Genomic DNA, 18496 nt, shown 5'->3' on the forward strand with positions numbered 1-18496 from the left:
CCGTTTTTATGTTGGTACATTGCTGTGACGTCTTATCCAGTCTGCAAAAGCATCCTCACTGATATTGCCAGCAGCGACATCCAGCATAACAAGTACTTTGTCCGCATCGTTTGCTGCGAGATTGCGGCCATTCAAACGCAAGAACAGTAATGTTGCCACAAATGCACTACGCTTGTTGCCGTCGGCAAAAGGATGGTTTTGAGCGATACCATAGCCATAGGCTGCTGCAAGTGCGGCTGCATCTGGAGTACTGTAGGCGGCTAACTGCTCTGGGCGAGCCAATGCAGATTCTAGCAAGCTCTGATCACGGATCCCCCTTAATCCGCCGTGCTCAGCCAATTGTTCGTCATGCACGGCAATAATGATGGGTAGGGGAATCCATATCCAGTGATGCTGGCTCATTTTGCCAGCTCACGCAGTACGGCGCGGTTTTCCTTCATAATTTTGCGTGCGAGTTCCATTTGCTGCTCGAACTCTTCGTTGTGCGGCGTAATGCTGAATCCATCAGGTGTTTCAGTGACGAATAACTCATCGCCTTTTTCCAGTTTGAACTTGCCCAACAATTCCTTGGGCAGGATCACGCCCAGCGAGTTACCGATTTGGGTCAGTTTAAGTGTAGACATGACGTTTGCCTTATGGATGTTATAACTTTGGTTATAATACATGAGTATTATCATGTGCTCCAAATGCCTTGAGGCATAAGCCCGAATAGAGGTGGCTGCTATGCTAAAATTCCGCCATGACCACGCTTAAATTAAAACCCGGTGCAGCAGCGCCATCTAAAACTCCAGGCAAGTCGCCAGTACGCAGAGCCGACCCGGCCAAGCGTTCACGTACATCGGCACCAGAATATGTGAAAGCGCCGCGTGTGGAGATTGCAGAGGCAAAGCCAGCACCTGCTGTGCAAGCCGAGCGTAAACCAAGGCCCGCCCCAGCGAAGCCTGGTGCTGCCAAACCTGCGGCCAAGCGAGAGTCTCATCAGGCTGTGGCCGCCAACAAAAAGCCATACGCCAAGAAGGAAGAGCGCCCGCGCCAATTTGCTGACCGTGATACGCCGCGGCGTGGTGGCAAGGCCAGGGATGGTTTTGAGCAAGGAACATTCAATCAAGATAGAAATACCAATCCCAAGTTCTCTCCCAAGCCTGCGCCTAGCCAGCCTGAGTTACCCCGACTTTCCAAGCGTATGGCTGAGCTTGGGCTATGCTCGCGCCGCGAGGCCGATGATTTCATCGCCAATGGCTGGGTGACGGTCAATGGCGAAGTGGTGGATGTGTTGGGCACGCGTGTAGCGCCTGATGCGGAGATCAAGGTCAGCAAAGAGGCGCAGAAACATCAGTCCGAGATTGTGACTATCTTGCTGCACAAGCCAGTCGGCTATGTGTCCGGTCAGGCGGAAGATGGCTATGAGCCAGCGGTTGTGCTGGTGAACCCAGAGAATCATTGGGATGAGGATCCGACCCAGATTGTATTCAAGCGTGGGCATTTGCGTGGCTTGGCGCCGGCAGGCCGCCTGGATATTGATTCTACAGGTTTGTTAGTGCTGACTCAGGATGGTCGCGTGGCACGTCAATTGATCGGCGAAGATTCTACCACTGAGAAGGAATACTTGGTGCGTGTGACGGGTACGCTCAGCGAAGATGGGCTGAAAAAACTCAATTTCGGTCTCAGTCTTGATGGCGTCAAACTCAAGCCTGCGAAAGTGTCATGGCAAAATGAGGACCAGTTGCGCTTTGTCCTGCGTGAAGGGCGCAAGCGCCAGATTCGCCGGATGTGTGAACTGGTGGGCCTCACCGTGGTCGGACTCAAGCGCGTGCGTATTGGCAGTGTCGTGCTCGGTAAATTGCCTGTAGGAACCTGGCGTTATTTACGCCCCGGCGAGCGCTTCTAGCTAGCTATCGTTATTGAAGGAAGTGTGAATGGGATTATTTGACAGTATTGCCGGATCGGTGATGAATAAGGTGGCTGGCAACAGTGGCAACCCGATGATACAGGCCGGCCTTGAGCTGATGAATAAATCGGGCGGGCCGCAGGGCGTGCTTGATAAGCTGCGGGCCAATGGACTGGGTGCCGAGGTCGAGTCGTGGCTAGGCTCTGGCAGCAACCTGCCATTGAGCCTGCAACAGGTAGTGCAGGTGTTTGGCACGGAATTGATCAAGTCAATGGCAGCGCAGTTTTCCCTGCCTACCGATGATTTTGGTCGCAAGCTGGCAGAGTATCTGCCGCAAGCGATTGATAAATTAAGCCCGGATGGCAAGTTGCCAGGTAGCCAGGCTGAGTTAATGGCGCGGGCATTCTCCTTGCTTAAGTAACATAGATCATTCCTGCTGAATCGTCGGGGGGTGGTTCATTGCAGGTTCACAGGCATGCTGCATGATGCCGCTCATATCAACAACAAAGATGGCATGACATGGATTTAATACTATTACTCAAGGCGTTTATCCTCGGCATTATCGAAGGTGCCACTGAATTTCTCCCCATTAGTAGCACTGGCCACCTGATCATTATTGGTGACTTGCTCGATTTCAATGACGACAAGGGCAAGGTGTTCGAGATCGTCATCCAGTTGGGCGCGATTCTGGCCGTCTGCTGGGAGTACCGCAACCGCCTGACCTCGGTGGCCACTACCTTGCACACCAACACATCACAGCGATTCATCCTTAACTTGTTTGTGGCATTCTTGCCCGCGGCCATTCTCGGTTTGTTGCTGCATGGTTTCATCAAGGAGCACTTGTTCTCTTCTATTACCGTGGCATGTGCATTGATCGTGGGAGGTTTCGTCATCCTGCTGGTAGAGAATCTCTATGCGCATGACAAGGCGCCTGCCGCCAAGGCATCGAATCTCAACGAGATTACAGCTTGGCAGGCGCTCAAGGTGGGGTGTGCGCAATCACTGGCGATCATGCCTGGCGTGTCCCGTTCCGGTGCCACTATTCTGGGAGGCATGATCTTCGGCCTTAACCGCAAGACGGCAACCGAGTTTTCGTTTTTCCTTGCTATCCCGGTGATGCTTGCGGCAACTTTTTACGATGTGTACAAGAACTTCAGCCTGTTTGTGGTGGAAGACGTGGCGATGTTTGCCGTCGGCTTTATCACCGCATTCCTCGCTGCGCTGGTGGCAATCAAGACCTTGATCCGCTACGTCGCCAACCACGATTTTAAGGGCTTTGCCTACTATCGTATTATTCTTGGCATCATCGTACTGGCTTACTACTGGTAATCACTCGCATCGTGTATCACTGCCGGTCTGGCACTGGCAGTGATACACTCGTTTTCTTCTCGCTCAATCAAAACAGGATAGGTTAATGAATAAAATCCTTAAGTACTCCTTGTTTGGCCTCGGCGGAATCGTTCTGGTGTTGGTCATCATCGTGGCGATTTTTGCTGCCACCTTCAACCCGAACGACTACAAACCTATGATCGTGCAACTGGTGAAGGACAAGAAGCAGCGCACGCTCAATATTGAAGGCGACATCAAGCTCGCTTTCTGGCCCAAGCTGGGAGCTGATCTAGGCAAGATTTCCCTTTCCGAGCATAACAGTGATAAGGAATTTGCCTCTGTGGATGGCCTCAAGGTGTCTGTGGCCTTGATCCCCTTGTTGAAGAAGGAGCTGGTGGTAGACGCTGTTTACGTGGATGGTGCGCGAGCCAATATCGTGCGTTACCAGGATGGCAGCACCAATTTTGACGACCTGCTGAGTGAGGATAAGGACGAGCCATCGCAGGAAATCAATTTTGATATTTCCAGCATTAACGTCAGCAATTCTGCGGTGAGCTTTCATGACGAAGCCGCGGGCAGCACCTATGCGGTCAAGCAGTTCAACCTCAAGACCGGACGCGTGGCCCTGGCTACGCCATTCGACCTTGCCAGCGATTTTGAAGTGAGCGCCAGTGCACCCAAGGTGGCAGCCAAGGTGAAGTTGCAAGGCAACTTCATGGCCGATGTCGAGAACAGGCATTTTGCTGCACAAAAACTGGATGCCGTGGTCAAGGGCAATATTGCTGATGTGCAGGATGCGGATATCCGGCTGACAGGCGATGTGGATGCGCGCCCTGACAACATGGAGTTTCTCGTTAGCGGGCTCAAACTTGCTTTTTCCGGCCAGCTTGCCGATGCCAAGCTGGTGGCGGATTTCGCTGCGCCCAAGCTGGTGGTGCGGCAGGATGAGGTATCCGGCGACAAGGCCGAGCTGGCCTTTAGCCAGGAGAAAGCGGGCGATAGCATCAAGGCCCAGCTGGTATTGGCAGATATTAAGGGCTCGCCAAGAGAGCTTCAAAGCAGCGGTATCAATGGCGAATTCAGCCTCAAGCAAACCGACCGCAGCGTGGAAAGCAAGTTTTCATCGCCCTTCAAGGGTAACTTGCAAGACTTGGTGTTCGAGCTGCCCAAGCTGGCAGGCAAGATAGACATCAAGGATAAGGCTTTGCCGAAAGGTGCTGCCCAAGGCGAGTTTGCCTTCAAGCTGCTGGCTGACATCAAGCAGGAAAAGGTCAATAGCGATTTCAGCCTGAATGTCGAGGATACCAAACTCAAGGGCGATGTGGCCGTGGCTGGATTTGCCAAGCCTGATATCCGCTTTAACCTCAACGGTGACAAGCTGGACTTGAACAAGCTGCTGGGCAATGGTGCAGCCACTGCCAAACCAGCGCAGCAAACCGCCAGTAAGCCCAAAGCAAATGAAGCGGCGCCTGATCTTTCTGCATTGAAGGATTTGCTGCTACAAGGCAATGTGAATATCGGCAACATTGTGTATGAGAAATTCCACCTGGCTGGCCTCAAGCTTGGGATCAAGGCCGACGGCAAGGCGCTCACTGTCAGCCCGTTCAACGTGAAGCTCGACGAAACCACGATCAATGGCAAGTTTGGTATCAGTCGTTTCGAGCGGCCAATCTACCATTTCGATGTTGATATCGACAAACTGGATGCGGATCGCTATATCACCGATTCCGAAGCCAAGCCGACGAAGCCTGCTCCAGCCAGCAAGCCTCAGGAAGATGCCACGATAGACCTCAGTGCATTGCGGCAATTGAATGCGGATGGCGAATTGCGTATCGGCGCGCTCAAGGTGGCGAATGTGAAAAGCACGAATGTGCGCATCAAACTAAAGGCGGACTCGGGGGTGGCCGAACTTGCCCCTTTTTCCGCTAGTCTTTACGAGGGCTCCATGAATGGCGCCCTGACGGTGGACGCCCGTAGCACGCCGAATATCGCCATCAAGCAGGAGATGAAAAACATCGCGATCGGCCCTTTGCTGACTGATGCCATCAACAATGACATGCTGCATGGTAAGGGCAACCTGAACCTTGATCTCACGACCAGCGGCGATACTGTCAATGCGCTCAAGAAAGGCCTGAATGGAAAGACTGCGCTCAATCTCAAGGATGGTGCGGTCAAGGGGATTGATATTGCCGGGACACTACGCGGTGCCAAGGATAAACTCAATGCACTCAAAGGCACGACCAGTGTGGCTGGAGATAAGAATAAGCAGACCGATTTCAGCGAAATGTCTGCCAGCTTTAATATCAAGAATGGCGTTGCACATAACGACGACCTGGATATGAAGGCGCCGTTATTCCGTATTGCAGGCAATGGCAGTGTCGATATTGCCAATGAAACACTGGATTACCTTGCCAAGCCTACTGTGGTTGCTTCACTCAAGGGGCAAGGCGGGGCAGATTTGCAGCAGCTCAATGGCCTGACCGTGCCGATCAAGCTGACAGGTACGTTCAACAAACCTGCTTATGCCATCGATTTCGCCGGGTTAGCGACAGCAATTGCCAAGAACAAGCTGCTGGAAGGGGCTGGTGGTGCCAAGGGCGAGGCAGTGAAGAACCTGCTGGATGGTAATAGGGAAGAAGCCCTGAAGTCATTGCTGAACAAGCAAAGCGACAAGAGCAAGGACGATGCTGCCAACAACGAAACACCTGCGTCCAAGCCCGAAGACAAAGTGAAGCAGAAACTGCAAAATCTGTTTGGCCGCTGAAATGACCCTGTCGCATTACCTTCCCATTGCTGACAGGCTGATTGCCTGGCAGAAGCAGCATGGGCGCCATGATCTGCCGTGGCAGAATACGCACGATCCATATGCCATCTGGGTTTCCGAGATCATGTTGCAGCAGACGCAAGTGGCAGCCGTGATCGGCTATTACCAGAAATTCATGCAGCGTTTTCCCAGCATTCCTAGCTTGGCTGCTGCAAGCCAGGATGATGTGATGCAATACTGGAGTGGCCTGGGTTACTACTCACGCGCACGCAATTTGCACAAGGCGGCACAGCAAGTGATGAATTCGCATGCGGGTGAATTCCCGCGCGATTTCGAGGCAATCCAGGCATTGCCGGGCATAGGCCGTTCCACGGCGGCTGCGATTTCCTCGTTTGCTTTTGGTTTGCCGCAGCCCATCATGGATGGCAACGTCAAACGCGTTTTTGCGCGTTATTTCCTGATTGAGGGCTGGCCTGGCCTGCCCAAGGTTGAAAAGCAGCTATGGCAGATTGCTGAAACCATGCAGCCTCAGGCGGAAATGGGTACTTATGCTCAAGCTTTGATGGACCTTGGCGCGACGGTTTGCGTGCGTAGCCGCCCACGCTGTGCTACTTGCCCATTGCAGGAAGATTGTGCTGCCTTGTTGGCTGATCGTGTCAATGAATTGCCTGCTTCCAAGCCGAAAAAAGCCATTCCGGAGAAATCCGTACAGATGCTAGTGATGATGCACAATCATCGTGTCTTGCTGCAAAAGCGGCCTGATAGCGGTATCTGGGGCGGCTTGTGGAGTCTGCCCGAGCTGGATCTGGCTGAGGATGCTCAAGCCTGGGGCTTGAAAGCATTGGGTTTTCAAGGGAATGCGCCTGAAGCGCTGACCCAGCTTACCCATGTCTTTACCCACTTCAAGTTGCATATCTTGGCTAGGACGATGGAAGTGCCAGCATTGCCCTTGCAAGCCCAGGAGCCAGCGTGGCAGTGGATGCGGCTCAACGACGCTATCAATACCGGGCTGCCTGCTCCCGTGCGTAAGATATTGCAAACCCTGGCTGAGCGTCAGGGTGGTGCTTTAGCTACTGGTCAGCATCAACTCGCATTGGTTTGAAGCGGGTTGACCCTGGAGCTATTCCTGACCTTTTGATCCACGCGGCGCGATTGGCGTTTGCGTAGCCAGATCACAATACCGGTGATGCTCAGCATCGCAACCACTGCACCCATCAGCGACACCAGGATGCGTCCCGGTAAGCCGATGATGCGTCCCGAATGCAGCGGGAACTGCGCTTGCATGAAAATATCGCCAGCACTGCCGGTACCGGGAATATTCTCTCCGGCGGGACTACCATCCTTGCCATCGAAATACAGCCAGGGGTTGCCCAGGCCGCCATCTCCATGATCGTTGCCAGCTTCGAAAAAGCCTACGCCATAAAGCCCGAATTCCGGGGAGTAAAACACCGCTCCTGCCGGTGCATTCCAGCCACGTCTTTGTGCTTCTGCACGAGCAATATCGAGAATTTTTTCTCGCGTGATGCCAGGGGCCAATGGCGTATCCTCGGGTTGTGGGGCACGCGATGCAAATGGGCTGGGGCTCAAGGTGGAGAAGACTTCCACTACCGGGCGCATGACCTGGAAGTTAAGGTTCATGGAGACCGATGTGATTGCCAACATAAGCAGCAATAACCAAACCCAGACACCTCCCGAGCGATGCAGGTCGAAATTTAGCTTGTAACCGCCCTGTTGCCAGCGGAAGGCAAATGATTTGCGCCAGGACTTGTAATTCGGGAAGGAAATCCACAGCGCGATGAGGTTATCGAACACCCAGATGATGGCGATGATCCCCATGAACAGTATGCCTAGTTCCAATCCCCATGCGTCGGGGATATGCATGCTGTAATGCAGTTTGTAGAGGAAGGGCAGCAGGTTCTCACGCGACAGAGATACTGCGCCCCATTCGCGCTGTCCCTGAATTTCCCCTGTGACAGGATTGAGGGCTATCTGGTTGAAATCAAGCTTGCTGGCTTTCCCAGTGGCAGGGTCTGGCCTGGCACTTACGCTCATGCCTAGAGTATGGCCAGGTTCTATGGTGAGCGGTACATAATTGACCATCCAACCTGGTTGCTCTTGCTCCAGCTTATTGGCAAGTGTAAGCGGTGCTTGCGCGATCCCTTTGTTATTAGCATGGAACAAGGCCGGATTGAGCCATTCATCCAGTTCGTGATCCCAGGAGATCACTGCACCAGTAAGCCCAGCGATGAAAAGAAATACGGCCATGGTCAAGCCAAACCAGCGATGCAGGGTAACAAGATATTTACGCATTGGATGAAATGATGGCGGGTGCCATGGTGATCTATAATAAATAATGATTTTTATTATAAAACAATACTGGTTATCAGTTGATGTTGTGGTCAGTACCAGGCAAGTGGACAGGCAAGGTTTGGCTTGAGCTTACGACCAATGAATGATGATGAGTAGTGTTGTCTTGATCTAGGTTGATTAGTGCAACATTGCAATAAAAAAGCCCGCCAAGGCGGGCTTTGGGTGACAGCAATGAAGCTTAAATTTCGCCCCAGCTTTCTTCCCACATGCAGTGCTTGATTTTGTGGCGGTTGGCGATGAGTTCATCAATGCTTGGCTCGTCGTTCAGTGCGCGCTTGATTGCCAGCTTGGTCGCTTCGTAGTTGTTCTTGTACATGTCGGCCTTGTCCAGCTTGCCTTCCTTGGCCAGTGGGCCACAGCCTGGATCAATCCATACCAGGCTGACGATGCACAGGTCGTTGACCTGATCCTTGGGGATGATGCCTTCGATCACACAGTCCAGGATCGCGTCAGCAGTTGCTGCTTGCACTACACCACCGAACAGTTCGATGTTGATGGAATCCTTCAGGGTAACCTTAGGCACCATCATGGTCGCAGGACGCACCAGTTGGTTGATGTCGCGCACGGCGAACATGGCGGAGTGACCCTTGCTTTGTGCCATCATGTTGGCAAATGCTTGCCCAACTGGGCCGTCAACGGCACCGATGAGGATTTCTGGCATCGCGGCGGTAACGTCTTTGCCTTCGCTGAAAATAGTGGCTTCACCAGCCTTGAACACGATTTTTGACATCTGGATATCCTTAAGGGAAGAGGTAAATAAACGAAACGCTGTATTTTACCCAAGCGGCAGGGGTGGGGCAAACTTCGGCAGTTTTGCCATCTGTTGATGCAACAGCTAAATGGCAACCAAGTGTGGATCGTTATACCGCTTGTCGGTGCAGCACTTCCGTTTGTCGGAAGAATTGGGATATGTTGTGCATGCACGGCATGATGCATGCTGGGAAAAGAGGACTTTCGATGAAATCTGGGCAGCGTGGTTTTACATTGATCGAGCTGATGATCGTCGTTGCGATCATTGCTATTTTGGCATCCATCGCGGTGCCAGCATATTCGCGCTATGTGGCGCGTGCCAAGGTGGCGGAGGCTATTTCACAACTGTCTGATATCCGCAATCGTATGGAGCGCAACTATCAGGACAAACGCCGCTATAGCTGTGAGGATGTCGTCATGCCAAGCAGCCCTGCGATTCAGTATTTCACTTATGCGTGCAGCACGCCTAATGGCAACCAAACCTTCCTCATCACCGCTACGGGTGTTGCCGGGCAAGGGATGAGTGGTTATGAGTTTACGGTTAATCAGGACAATGCCCGCCGAACTACGGCTTTCCCTGATACCAGCGTGCCTGCGAATTGCTGGGTCACCAAGCACGGAGGGGGTTGTTAAGTGAATAGGCAGCAAGGTTTCACGCTGGTGGAATTGGTGGTGACGTTGTCTGTGCTGGCAATCTTGCTGGCTGTTGCCGTGCCAAGTTTCCGCGAGATGCTGCTTAATTTTCAGGTACGTGCAGCAGCAGAAGGTTTGAATACTGGCTTGCAGCTAGCGCGTGCCGAGGCGATTCGACGCAATGCAAATGTTGTGTTCACCTTGAGCGGCAATGCCACTTGGACCATAGGTTGTCAGGTCGTGGTTGCCGATGCTGACAGTGATGGCGTGGATGATTGCCCGGAAGTGATCCAGAACAAGGCTGCTACCGAAGGTGCTGTCAGTGTGGCGGTGGATGTTGTGCCCGCAGGCGCAACTACTGTGACATTCAATGGGCTGGGCCGTGTCACCTTCAACAATGATGGCAGTAATGTGATGCGCCAGATCGACATTGCGGCCACTGAAGCCAATGCCAATGGGTTGAGGATATTGATCAGGGGAGGGAGTGTGCATTTTTGTGACCCCAATATATCAACAGTGGGAGATCCTCGCGTATGCGCTTAAGCTATCTTTCCACGCCACGACGCGCTAGCCAGGAGGGAGCTATCCTGCTGGAGGGCTTGATCGCCATCCTGATTTTCTCCATGGGCATATTGGCAATTATCGGCTTGCAGGCTGCCTCCATGAAAACCGTCTCCGATGCGCAATATCGGCTGGAAGCGAGTTATCTGGCCAACCGCCTGGTGGCGAGTATCTGGACAGCAGGGCCAACAAAAATCTCGACGTATGGCTTGCCCGGTGGCAGCTCGCCTGAGTTGGCAGACTGGCTCGCGGATGTAAAAAACCGTTTGCCCGGAGCTGAAAACAAGGCGCCTACGGTGGTGATTGCAGGGGATGCGACTGCCGGTTTTACCGCCACGGTCACTGTCTTCTGGCAACCGCCTGCTGAAACCGAGGCACATAGTCACACTACAGTGGCTTATATCAATACGAATCAAACGCCATGAAGATGAATACCCTATTGAAACCCCATGCCGGGTTTAGCCTGGTGGAAGTCATGGTGGGCATGACCATAGGCCTGATCGGCATGCTGGTGATCGCCCAAGTGTTGTCCGTTTCGCAAGATAACAACCGCACCACCAACAGCGGTGGCACTGCTCAGCAGAATGGCGCCCTGGCGCTGCTGGCGATTGAACGTGACATACGCCAATCGGGCTATGGCATGAACGTATCGCAAAACCTGGGGTGTCGTGTTCTGGGCACAGATGGCAGCACGGGATATGCAATTGATTTCCTGTTGACCCCGGCGGTGATTACCCAGGGCCTTGATACTGCGCCTGATGTTATCCAGCTTACTTATAGCAATGCCAGCATGGTCACCAGCCCTACTGCATTGATGCAGACGATGGCTGCGGCAACTGCCGATTATGTGGTTTCTAACCGTTTTGGCTTCAATGTCAACGATGTGCTGGTCGTGGCCGCCCCAGGGCAGGATTGCGACTTGGTGCAGATTACCGCAACCCCTGGCAACCCGTATCAGAACAATATCACCCATGCCGCCTCAGGGCGCTATCAGGGCAACCAGATATTTAATAGCGGTGCCCAACTGTACAACATGGGCAGGACACCAGTGAGCAATCGCTATTCTATTGTCGATGGTGGCTTACAAGTACTCTCTGCATTGAGTGGGGAGGCAGAGTTGATCGCCGATGGCGTGATTGATCTGCAAGCCGATTATGGCCTCAATCTCGACGGTGACACGGAAAACACCGTTGATGAGTATCGTACCTCGCCTGACTTGGATGGCAATGGCGTGGTGACCTGGGATGAATGGGAAAAAGTGATTGCCATACGGATTGGCTTAGTGAGCCGCAGCAGCAAACGCGAGGCAAGCAATGTCACCACTGAATTGCCCCGCTGGGTGGGCGGCACTTTCGGCAATGTTTCCACGCAGGAAAATTGGCAACAATACCGTTACCGTGTGTTTGAGACCACCGTGGTAATACGTAATATCTTGTGGAAACCGCCAACATGATGAAGCAAAAGTTGATGATGCCTGCGCTTGCCACCGCATCGCGCCAGCACGGTGTGGTGCTGATGGTGGCGTTGATTGTGCTGATCGCCATGACACTGGCTGGCTTGGCATTATGGCGCGCTGTTGACTCCGGCAACGTCATCGCCGGTAACCTTGCTTTCAAGCAATCTGCCACCATGTCCGCAGACCGTGGTTTACAGGCTGCATTGGTCTGGCTGGATAACAACCGTAATGCGCTGGCCGATAGTGACACCGCTCATGGCTATATCGCTAATACCTTGAGTACCGAGCCTGACTGGTATGGCAACAGCATCTGGAGTAACGCGGTAGACCTGGGTGCCGACGCTGCCGGCAATCGGGTGCAATACCTGATTCACAGGCTATGCCGGACGACAGGAGCCTATAACGGTGAAGACGGCACAGGCCAGGCCAACTCTTGCTCTACCTCCTTATCCAAAGCCCCGGTGACTAACGCTACATTGGGTAGCAGCTTGCAAATCGGCGCGGCTGTCTATCAATCCAACCCATCCATCTACTACCGCATCACCGCCCGCGTGCTTGGCCCTCGTAACACTATCAGCATCGTCCAGGCAACCGTCATGGTGCCGGTATAAACACCCCCAGTCTTACAGGGAGAACAATAATGCAACAACATCACACAAGATTCTGGTGGAAAACCCTGCTGCTGATCAGCTCGTTGGTTGGGTATGCACTGAGTGCGCAAGCTGCAGTGACCGATATTTCCAGCAACCCGCTTTCCACTGCTTCGGGTACTGTGGTGCGGCCTAATGTGATGTTTGTGCTGGATGATTCGGGGAGCATGAATTTTAATTTTATGCCGGATTATGTTGGCTGGTCGCAACATAATTATAAATGTCGCGGGGGGGCAAGTGGGAGAACTAATGATGGTAACGGTAGGTGTGGGGGAGCCACAACATCAGGAAATGATAAAATTACAGATGGTGGTGATCCTCCTGTGTATAGCCATTATTTTAATGCGATTTATTACAATCCCAATGTAAGTTACACCCCGCCAGTCAACCCCTGTGACGCTTCTCAATATTTGCCATCCATGACGAGTGGAAATACAAATGGATGGAAATCAGTAAGGGTGAATGGTCACTCGATTAGTGATACATGCCAACAAAACTCTGGTATTGCTAATTTAGTTACTGCCTATCCAGAACGATACTATTGCACCACGAATTCCAATAATGATTGCAAGAGAAATGGGATTGATCAACGTACCACAACACCAAATAGTGGGTTTGATAATCAAGCGGGAGATTATGACTGGCCATTTGGTAGCTACACTCGCGCAGTCGTCAAACAAACGAGCAATCCTCATTATTTTTTGATTATTCCCAAGGAATATTGCACGAAAAGTAACTTGAATGAGTGCACGTTAAGTGCCAGCCCAACGACAACGCACCCTGTGCCTGCGTATGTCAGGTTTTGTAGTACCAGTGATTTTGCAGACGACTCTTCTACCTCTCAGGCAGTCAGTGGGCAAAGTGGAGGAGTAAATAAATGTCAGGCAAAACTTGATAGTGGCCACTTATATGCTCGTTACGGCAATTTCAAACGTGTTGATATTGTTTCAACTAACACATATACCAAGTCATTAGATCGTATTGATTGTTCTGGAACTAGTTGTAGTTATACCGAGGAAATGACCAATTTCTCCAACTGGTATGCTTATTACCGTACACGCATGATGACAATGAAAACTGCTGCAGGTGCTGCATTTTCGACGATTGATAATAGTTACCGAGTTGGATTCGTCACGATTAATACTGGTAATCCAGTAAGGGAAGAAAAGTATCTCAAAATTGCAGATTTTGAACCAGCTCATAAGGAGGCATGGTACAAAAAGTTCTATTCATCTTCAGTCACCGGTAACACTGGAACTGGTACCCCTTTACGGCCCGCTCTGTCTCGTGTTGGCCGTCATTATGCAGGCAAGACGGATGGTATTAATGCCGGGATGAAGGATGATCCTGTGCAGTTTGCTTGTCAGCAGAATTTTGCAATATTAACTACTGATGGCTATTGGAATGGAGGGGTTGGAGTTGATATTGGTGGAGGGGCAAATATAAAAAATCAAGACAATGTTGATGGTGGATATTCCAGGCGGGCAGATGGTGCATATGATGGTGCGGTTGCTGGAGCGACAGATACGCTTGCTGATGTTGCTATGTACTACTATAAAACCGACTTGCGTGAGGATATGGAAAATAAGGTTCCAACAACGAGTAAAGATAAATATGCCGCACAACATATGAACACTTTTACGTTGGGGCTGGGGCTAGATGGAGAGTTGGATTATCGATCCGATTATGAAGTGGCTAGTGAAGGAGATTTTGCCGAGATTAAACAAGGGTTCCTGGATTGGCCTAAGCCAGTGGCAGATTCTCCCAGTGCGTTGGACGATCTCTGGCATGCCGCTGTCAATGGTCGTGGTTTGTATTTCAGTGCCAAGCAGCCCAAGGAGTTGATTTCCGGTTTGCGTAGCGCCTTGGCTGGCGTATCTGATAGAACAGGTGCAGCGGCGGCTTCAGCAACCAGTAGCCCGAATATTACCCAAACTGATAACTATATTTTCAGCTCGACTTATCGCAGTGTGCATTGGGATGGCGACGTGCAGGCGCAGACCATCAACCCGGCCGATGGCACGGTCAGTGAGGCCCATGTGTGGAGTGCGCAGGCACAGTTGAATGGCAGCGGCCGTAGTATCTTCAAGATTGATCCCAGCTCGCAGATGATTGAGCCATTTGCATGGGATAACTTGAGTGTTGAGGAAAAAGCTTACTTTAATAACAAGTGCGAGTTGCTATCACAGTGCAATGGGTTCACTGCTGCCACCAAGGAGATTGCAAATTCAGGCGAGAACCTGCTGAATTACCTGCGTGGTCAATCTATCAATAGTGGTGAGCTTGCCCAAACTGAGAAAGCCTACCGTCTGCGCACGCATTTGCTTGGCGATATCGTCAACTCTGCGCCTGCCTACGTGAAGCAACCGCGATTCAACTTTATTGATAGCGTCACCCCTAATTACCAAGCGTTCAAGACTGCACAGGCGGATCGGCATGGCATGCTGTATGTAGGCGGTAACGACGGCATGTTGCACGCATTCAACACGACCAGTGGTGCAGAAAGCTGGGCCTATGTGCCCCACTCTGTCATGCCTAATATGTATAAGCTGGCTGACAAGAACTACGGTGCGAATCACCAGTTCCTCGTGGATGGTTCGCCACAGGTGATGGATGTTTATGATGCCTCAACTTCTGCCTGGCGCACTATTCTGGTCGGGGGCTTGAATGCAGGTGGGCGTGGATATTATGCATTGGATGTAACCAATGAAGATAACCCCAAAGCATTGTGGGAGTTCTGCCATAGCGAGGCTTATTGCAGTCATGCGGATGCAGACCTGGGGTTTACTTATGGTAACCCTATCATTACCAAGCTGCCGGAAGGTAGCGCCAATGCAGGCCGTTGGGTGGTGATATTCACTTCGGGTTATAACAATGTCTCGCCCGGCAATGGCCAAGGGTACCTGTTCGTGGTGGATGCGATTACTGGGGCATTGATTCACAAGCTAGGTACAGGTGAGGGTACGGCTGAGACGCCGAGTGGCTTTGCGAAGCTGGCTAGTAGTTCTGGGATTAACGGTAACGCCGATATCAATGCCGCTTCGGTGGCATTGTACGGTGGTGATCTCCAAGGCAACTTGTGGAAAGTTAATCTAGAAGTATCCATCCCTACGATTAGTCTCATGGCTAGGCTGACTGATCCGGCAGGTCTCGGCCAGCCGATTACCACCAAGCCTGAAATTGGCAAGGTGCCCAAGGTGACAGAGCCAGTCATTTTCGTGGCCACTGGTCGCTACTTGGGGCTAAGCGATGTTACCAACAGCCAGGTGCAGTCGGTATATGCCATTCGCGATAATGGCGTGAGTTACACCGGACGTGCGCTGACAGCCCGAGTCATCACGCATGGCGATACGACTTCCTCGATTGATGGCAGTGCGCTGGATTGGGCAGGTGGTGGCTGGTATGTTGATCTGCCTGAGACGCGCGAGCGCGTTAATCTTGATCCTCAATTGGCGCTGGGCACATTGACTATCAACAGCAACACCCCGCAGATTGATAATGTCAATTCCGATGGTTGCTCGCTAGGCGGGACGACGCGGGTTTACCAGTTTGATTACCGTACAGGACTGATGGTGCCAGGCGCAACGCATTTTGGCCAGAAACTGGCTACAGGGTTGACGGTGGGGATGGTGATTGTGCGCCTGCCCAATGGGCAGTTGAAAGCCATCATTACCGATGCACAAGGCCGCAAGACCACGATAGGCATTGATACTGCTGCTTCTGATAGTGTATCCCGGCGCACTGGCTGGCGTGAACTGACCAAGTAGCATTCCCTCAAGGGAAATACTTTACCAAAGCCAGGGTGTGCACCCTGGCTTTTTTATTGTGCGGCGGCTTCCAGCCTGTCGAGCAGGATGCTGGCTGGATTGCAATCCGTTTGTGCGGCAATCTCGACCATGCCCGTAGGGCTGGTGACGTTGATTTCGGTGAGATGTTCGCCGATCACGTCCAGGCCGACCAAGAATAAGCCTTTTTCCTTCAGCACCTTGCCGACGGTATTGGCGATCTCGTAATCACGATCAGTCAGTGGTTGGGCAACTCCCTTACCGCCAGCGGCAAGGTTGCCACGAGTTTCGCCATTTTGCGGGATGCGGGCCAGCGCGTAAGGCAGAGGCTCGCCATCAAGGACGATAATGCGTTTGTCACCTTGTGTAATCGCAGGCAGGTAGCGTTGCGCCATGATGGTCTGCTTGCCATGTTGCGTGATGGTTTCAAGGATGACACCGAGATTGGGGTCACCCTGTTTGAGGCGGAATACGCCGCTGCCACCCATGCCATCCAGTGGCTTGACGACGATATCTTCATGCTCAGCCAGAAATTCTCGAATCACTGCTTGTTCGCTGCTGACCAGGAAAGTAGGTGCAAACTGCGGGAAGTTGAGTACCGCGAGCTTTTCATTCCAATCGCGAATGGCAGCAGGGTTGTTATAAACGCGAGCTCCTTGTTTTGCCGCCTGCTCTAGCAAGTAGGTGCTGTAGAGATATTCATTGTCGAACGGTGGATCCTTGCGCATGAGGATGGCATCAAAGGCTTGCGGTGCTTCTTCTGCCATGCTGCCCAGTGAATACCATGTTGCACCCTCTGCAAACTTGAAAGGGTGACACCTCAGCCTAGCTTCGTTGTGACGCAGCAGGATGTCGTGTTGCATGGCAACATATAGCGAGTGCCCGCGTGATGCGGCTTCGCGCATGATGGTCAGGCTAGTGTCCTTGTAGGGCTTGAGGCTGTCCAGCGGGTCGAGAATAAAAGCGATGCGCATCATTGAAGTGTTAATAGCTCTAGTCGAGGTTGTCCGGGTCAGTTTCTTCCAGTTCGATGGAGGCGGCAAGCAGTGCCAGCCTCGCGACCACGCCGTAAGCGTAAAAGCGGTTGGGTGGTGCATCTGGTGCGCCTGCACAATCTGGCGTGGAGCAGGGTGTGGCAAAGGCGAGCGGCTCAAAGTGCATGCCAGGGGCATTGAGGTTTTCGTCAGCGCCACGTGAAGTATGCACACGGTAAAAACCACCCACCACGAAGTGATCCATCATGTAGATCACCGGCTCGGCAACGGCTTCGTTGAGGTGCTCGAAGGTATAAACGCCTTCTTGCAGGATGACTTCGCTGACCTTGAGACCTTCCTTCACCACGGACATTTTGTTGCGTTGTTTGCGATTGAGGTCACGCACATCGTCAGGACTCTTCACGGTCATGATGCCCATACCATAGGTGCCAGCATCGGCCTTGACGATGACAAATGGCTCCTGCTTCACGCCATATTCTGCATATTTCTCACGGATTTTCGCCAGCAGGGCTTCTACTTTGTCTGCCAGTTGATCTTCGCCAACACGCGCATGAAAATCCAGGCCGTCACAGGTGTCGAAATAAGGGTTGAGTAGCCAAGGGTCTATCTCGATCAGGGAAGCAAATTCTTCCACGATGTGGTTATAGGCACTGAAATGATGCGATTTACGGCGCGTGGCCCATCCTGCGTGCAATGGTGGGATTAATGATTGCTCCAGCCCTTGCAGTATTTCAGGTACACCACCTGACAGGTCATTATTGAGCAGGATGGCGCAGCTGTCGAAGTTATCCAGCACCAGGCGATTGCCCTTGCGCTGTACTGGCTCTAGCAGGATGCTGTGCCCATCATGCGTTTCCAGGAATGTAGGTTCTGTAATCTCGGGTGAAATGCTGCCTATGCGCACTTCCAGCCCTGCTTGGCGCAAGATGTGGGTAAGGGCATATACATTACGCAGATAAAAAGTGTTGCGCGTGTGATTCTCTGGAATCACTAGTAGTCGGCGAGCATCAGGGCAAATTTTTTCTACAGCCACCATTGCCGCTTGAATCCCGAGCGGCAAGAAGTCTGGGTTGAGGTTGTTGAAGCCTCCTGGAAACAGATTAGTATCAACTGGCGCGAGCTTAAAGCCTGCGTTACGTAAATCTACTGAAGCATAGAACGGGGCACCATGTTCTTGCCATTGGCTGCGGAACCAGTGCTCAATGCGCGGCATGTTGTCGAGCAGCCGTTTTTCCAGTTCAAGTAAGGGGCCGGTAAGGGCCGTTGTAAGGTGTGGAACCATCATGGTAAGGGGTGCACCTGATAAGCCAAGAGA

Annotated in this window: 17 protein-coding genes; 11 read left to right on the plus strand and 6 right to left on the minus strand. The window is 52.2% G+C overall.

Annotated elements, in window-relative coordinates:
- Positions 1-6 precede the first annotated feature (6 nt).
- Together ACIKP9_RS11040 and ACIKP9_RS11045 are read right to left on the minus strand one after the other, a co-directional pair.
- Positions 7-402, minus strand: coding sequence for a type II toxin-antitoxin system death-on-curing family toxin (locus tag ACIKP9_RS11040; RefSeq protein WP_400882687.1), 396 nt, complete (start codon positions 400-402; stop codon positions 7-9).
- Positions 399-623: an AbrB/MazE/SpoVT family DNA-binding domain-containing protein gene (locus tag ACIKP9_RS11045; RefSeq protein WP_309565780.1), complete on the minus strand. Its 225-nt coding sequence runs from the start codon at positions 621-623 to the stop codon at positions 399-401. The genes ACIKP9_RS11040 and ACIKP9_RS11045 overlap by 4 nt, the downstream gene beginning before the upstream one ends.
- 116 nt (positions 624-739) lie before the next feature.
- On the opposite strand from ACIKP9_RS11045, the gene ACIKP9_RS11050 reads away from it, so the two are divergent.
- The 5 genes from ACIKP9_RS11050 to mutY all read left to right on the plus strand — a co-directional run bounded on the left by ACIKP9_RS11050 (position 740) and on the right by mutY (position 7083).
- Positions 740-1888, plus strand: coding sequence for a pseudouridine synthase (locus ACIKP9_RS11050; protein ID WP_400882690.1), 1149 nt, complete (start codon positions 740-742; stop codon positions 1886-1888).
- Positions 1889-1916: 28 nt separating this feature from the next.
- Positions 1917-2309, plus strand: coding sequence for a YidB family protein (locus ACIKP9_RS11055; protein WP_400882693.1), 393 nt, complete (start codon positions 1917-1919; stop codon positions 2307-2309).
- 98 nt (positions 2310-2407) lie between these two features.
- Positions 2408-3217: an undecaprenyl-diphosphate phosphatase gene (locus tag ACIKP9_RS11060; RefSeq protein WP_400882696.1), complete on the plus strand. Its 810-nt coding sequence runs from the start codon at positions 2408-2410 to the stop codon at positions 3215-3217.
- Positions 3218-3302: 85 nt separating this feature from the next.
- Positions 3303-5981, plus strand: coding sequence for an AsmA family protein (locus ACIKP9_RS11065; RefSeq protein WP_400882699.1), 2679 nt, complete (start codon positions 3303-3305; stop codon positions 5979-5981).
- Between the two features lies 1 nt (position 5982).
- Positions 5983-7083 carry an A/G-specific adenine glycosylase gene (gene mutY / locus ACIKP9_RS11070; RefSeq protein WP_400883372.1) on the plus strand — a complete coding sequence of 367 codons (1101 nt, stop codon included), beginning with the start codon at positions 5983-5985 and terminating at the stop codon, positions 7081-7083.
- Here the strand turns inward: mutY and ACIKP9_RS11075 are convergent.
- Complete coding sequence (locus ACIKP9_RS11075) at positions 7065-8291, minus strand: PepSY-associated TM helix domain-containing protein (RefSeq protein WP_400882701.1); 1227 nt, start codon at positions 8289-8291, stop codon at positions 7065-7067. The two genes, mutY and ACIKP9_RS11075, sit on opposite strands and share 19 nt — an antisense overlap.
- 238 nt (positions 8292-8529) lie before the next feature.
- Positions 8530-9081 carry a formaldehyde-activating enzyme gene (gene fae / locus ACIKP9_RS11080; RefSeq protein ID WP_230348564.1) on the minus strand — a complete coding sequence of 184 codons (552 nt, stop codon included), beginning with the start codon at positions 9079-9081 and terminating at the stop codon, positions 8530-8532.
- A 227-nt stretch (positions 9082-9308) separates the two neighbouring features.
- On the opposite strand from fae, the gene ACIKP9_RS11085 reads away from it, so the two are divergent.
- The 6 genes from ACIKP9_RS11085 (at position 9309) to ACIKP9_RS11110 (ending at position 16168) form a co-directional block, all read left to right on the plus strand.
- A complete protein-coding gene (locus ACIKP9_RS11085) occupies positions 9309-9734 on the plus strand; it encodes a type IV pilin protein (RefSeq protein WP_400882704.1) in 426 nt (141 codons plus the stop codon).
- The gene (locus ACIKP9_RS11090) at positions 9735-10277 is read left to right on the plus strand and encodes a GspH/FimT family pseudopilin (protein WP_400882707.1); all 543 of its coding nucleotides are present in this window, start codon (positions 9735-9737) and stop codon (positions 10275-10277) included.
- A complete protein-coding gene (locus ACIKP9_RS11095) occupies positions 10268-10720 on the plus strand; it encodes a type IV pilus modification PilV family protein (protein ID WP_400882710.1) in 453 nt (150 codons plus the stop codon). Before ACIKP9_RS11090 ends, ACIKP9_RS11095 begins: the two co-directional genes overlap by 10 nt.
- On the plus strand, positions 10717-11748 hold the full coding sequence (locus ACIKP9_RS11100) for a PilW family protein (protein WP_400882713.1): 1032 nt from the start codon (positions 10717-10719) through the stop codon (positions 11746-11748). The genes ACIKP9_RS11095 and ACIKP9_RS11100 overlap by 4 nt, the downstream gene beginning before the upstream one ends.
- A complete protein-coding gene (locus tag ACIKP9_RS11105; protein WP_400882716.1) occupies positions 11745-12362 on the plus strand; it encodes a pilus assembly PilX family protein in 618 nt (205 codons plus the stop codon). Before ACIKP9_RS11100 ends, ACIKP9_RS11105 begins: the two co-directional genes overlap by 4 nt.
- Positions 12363-13420: 1058 nt before the next feature.
- Positions 13421-16168, plus strand: a complete 2748-nt coding sequence (locus ACIKP9_RS11110; RefSeq protein WP_400882719.1) for a pilus assembly protein — start codon at positions 13421-13423, stop codon at positions 16166-16168.
- A 53-nt stretch (positions 16169-16221) separates the two neighbouring features.
- On the opposite strand, the gene gshB is transcribed toward ACIKP9_RS11110, so the two are convergent.
- Together gshB and gshA are read right to left on the minus strand one after the other, a co-directional pair.
- Positions 16222-17160, minus strand: a complete 939-nt coding sequence (gene gshB / locus ACIKP9_RS11115; RefSeq protein WP_400883375.1) for a glutathione synthase — start codon at positions 17158-17160, stop codon at positions 16222-16224.
- Positions 17161-17179: 19 nt separating this feature from the next.
- Positions 17180-18463: a glutamate--cysteine ligase gene (gene gshA / locus ACIKP9_RS11120; protein WP_400883378.1), complete on the minus strand. Its 1284-nt coding sequence runs from the start codon at positions 18461-18463 to the stop codon at positions 17180-17182.
- Positions 18464-18496: the final 33 nt, after the last annotated feature.

Source organism: Methylobacillus methanolivorans (assembly GCF_044751345.1).
Taxonomy (GTDB): Bacteria; Pseudomonadota; Gammaproteobacteria; order Burkholderiales; family Methylophilaceae; genus Methylobacillus; species Methylobacillus methanolivorans.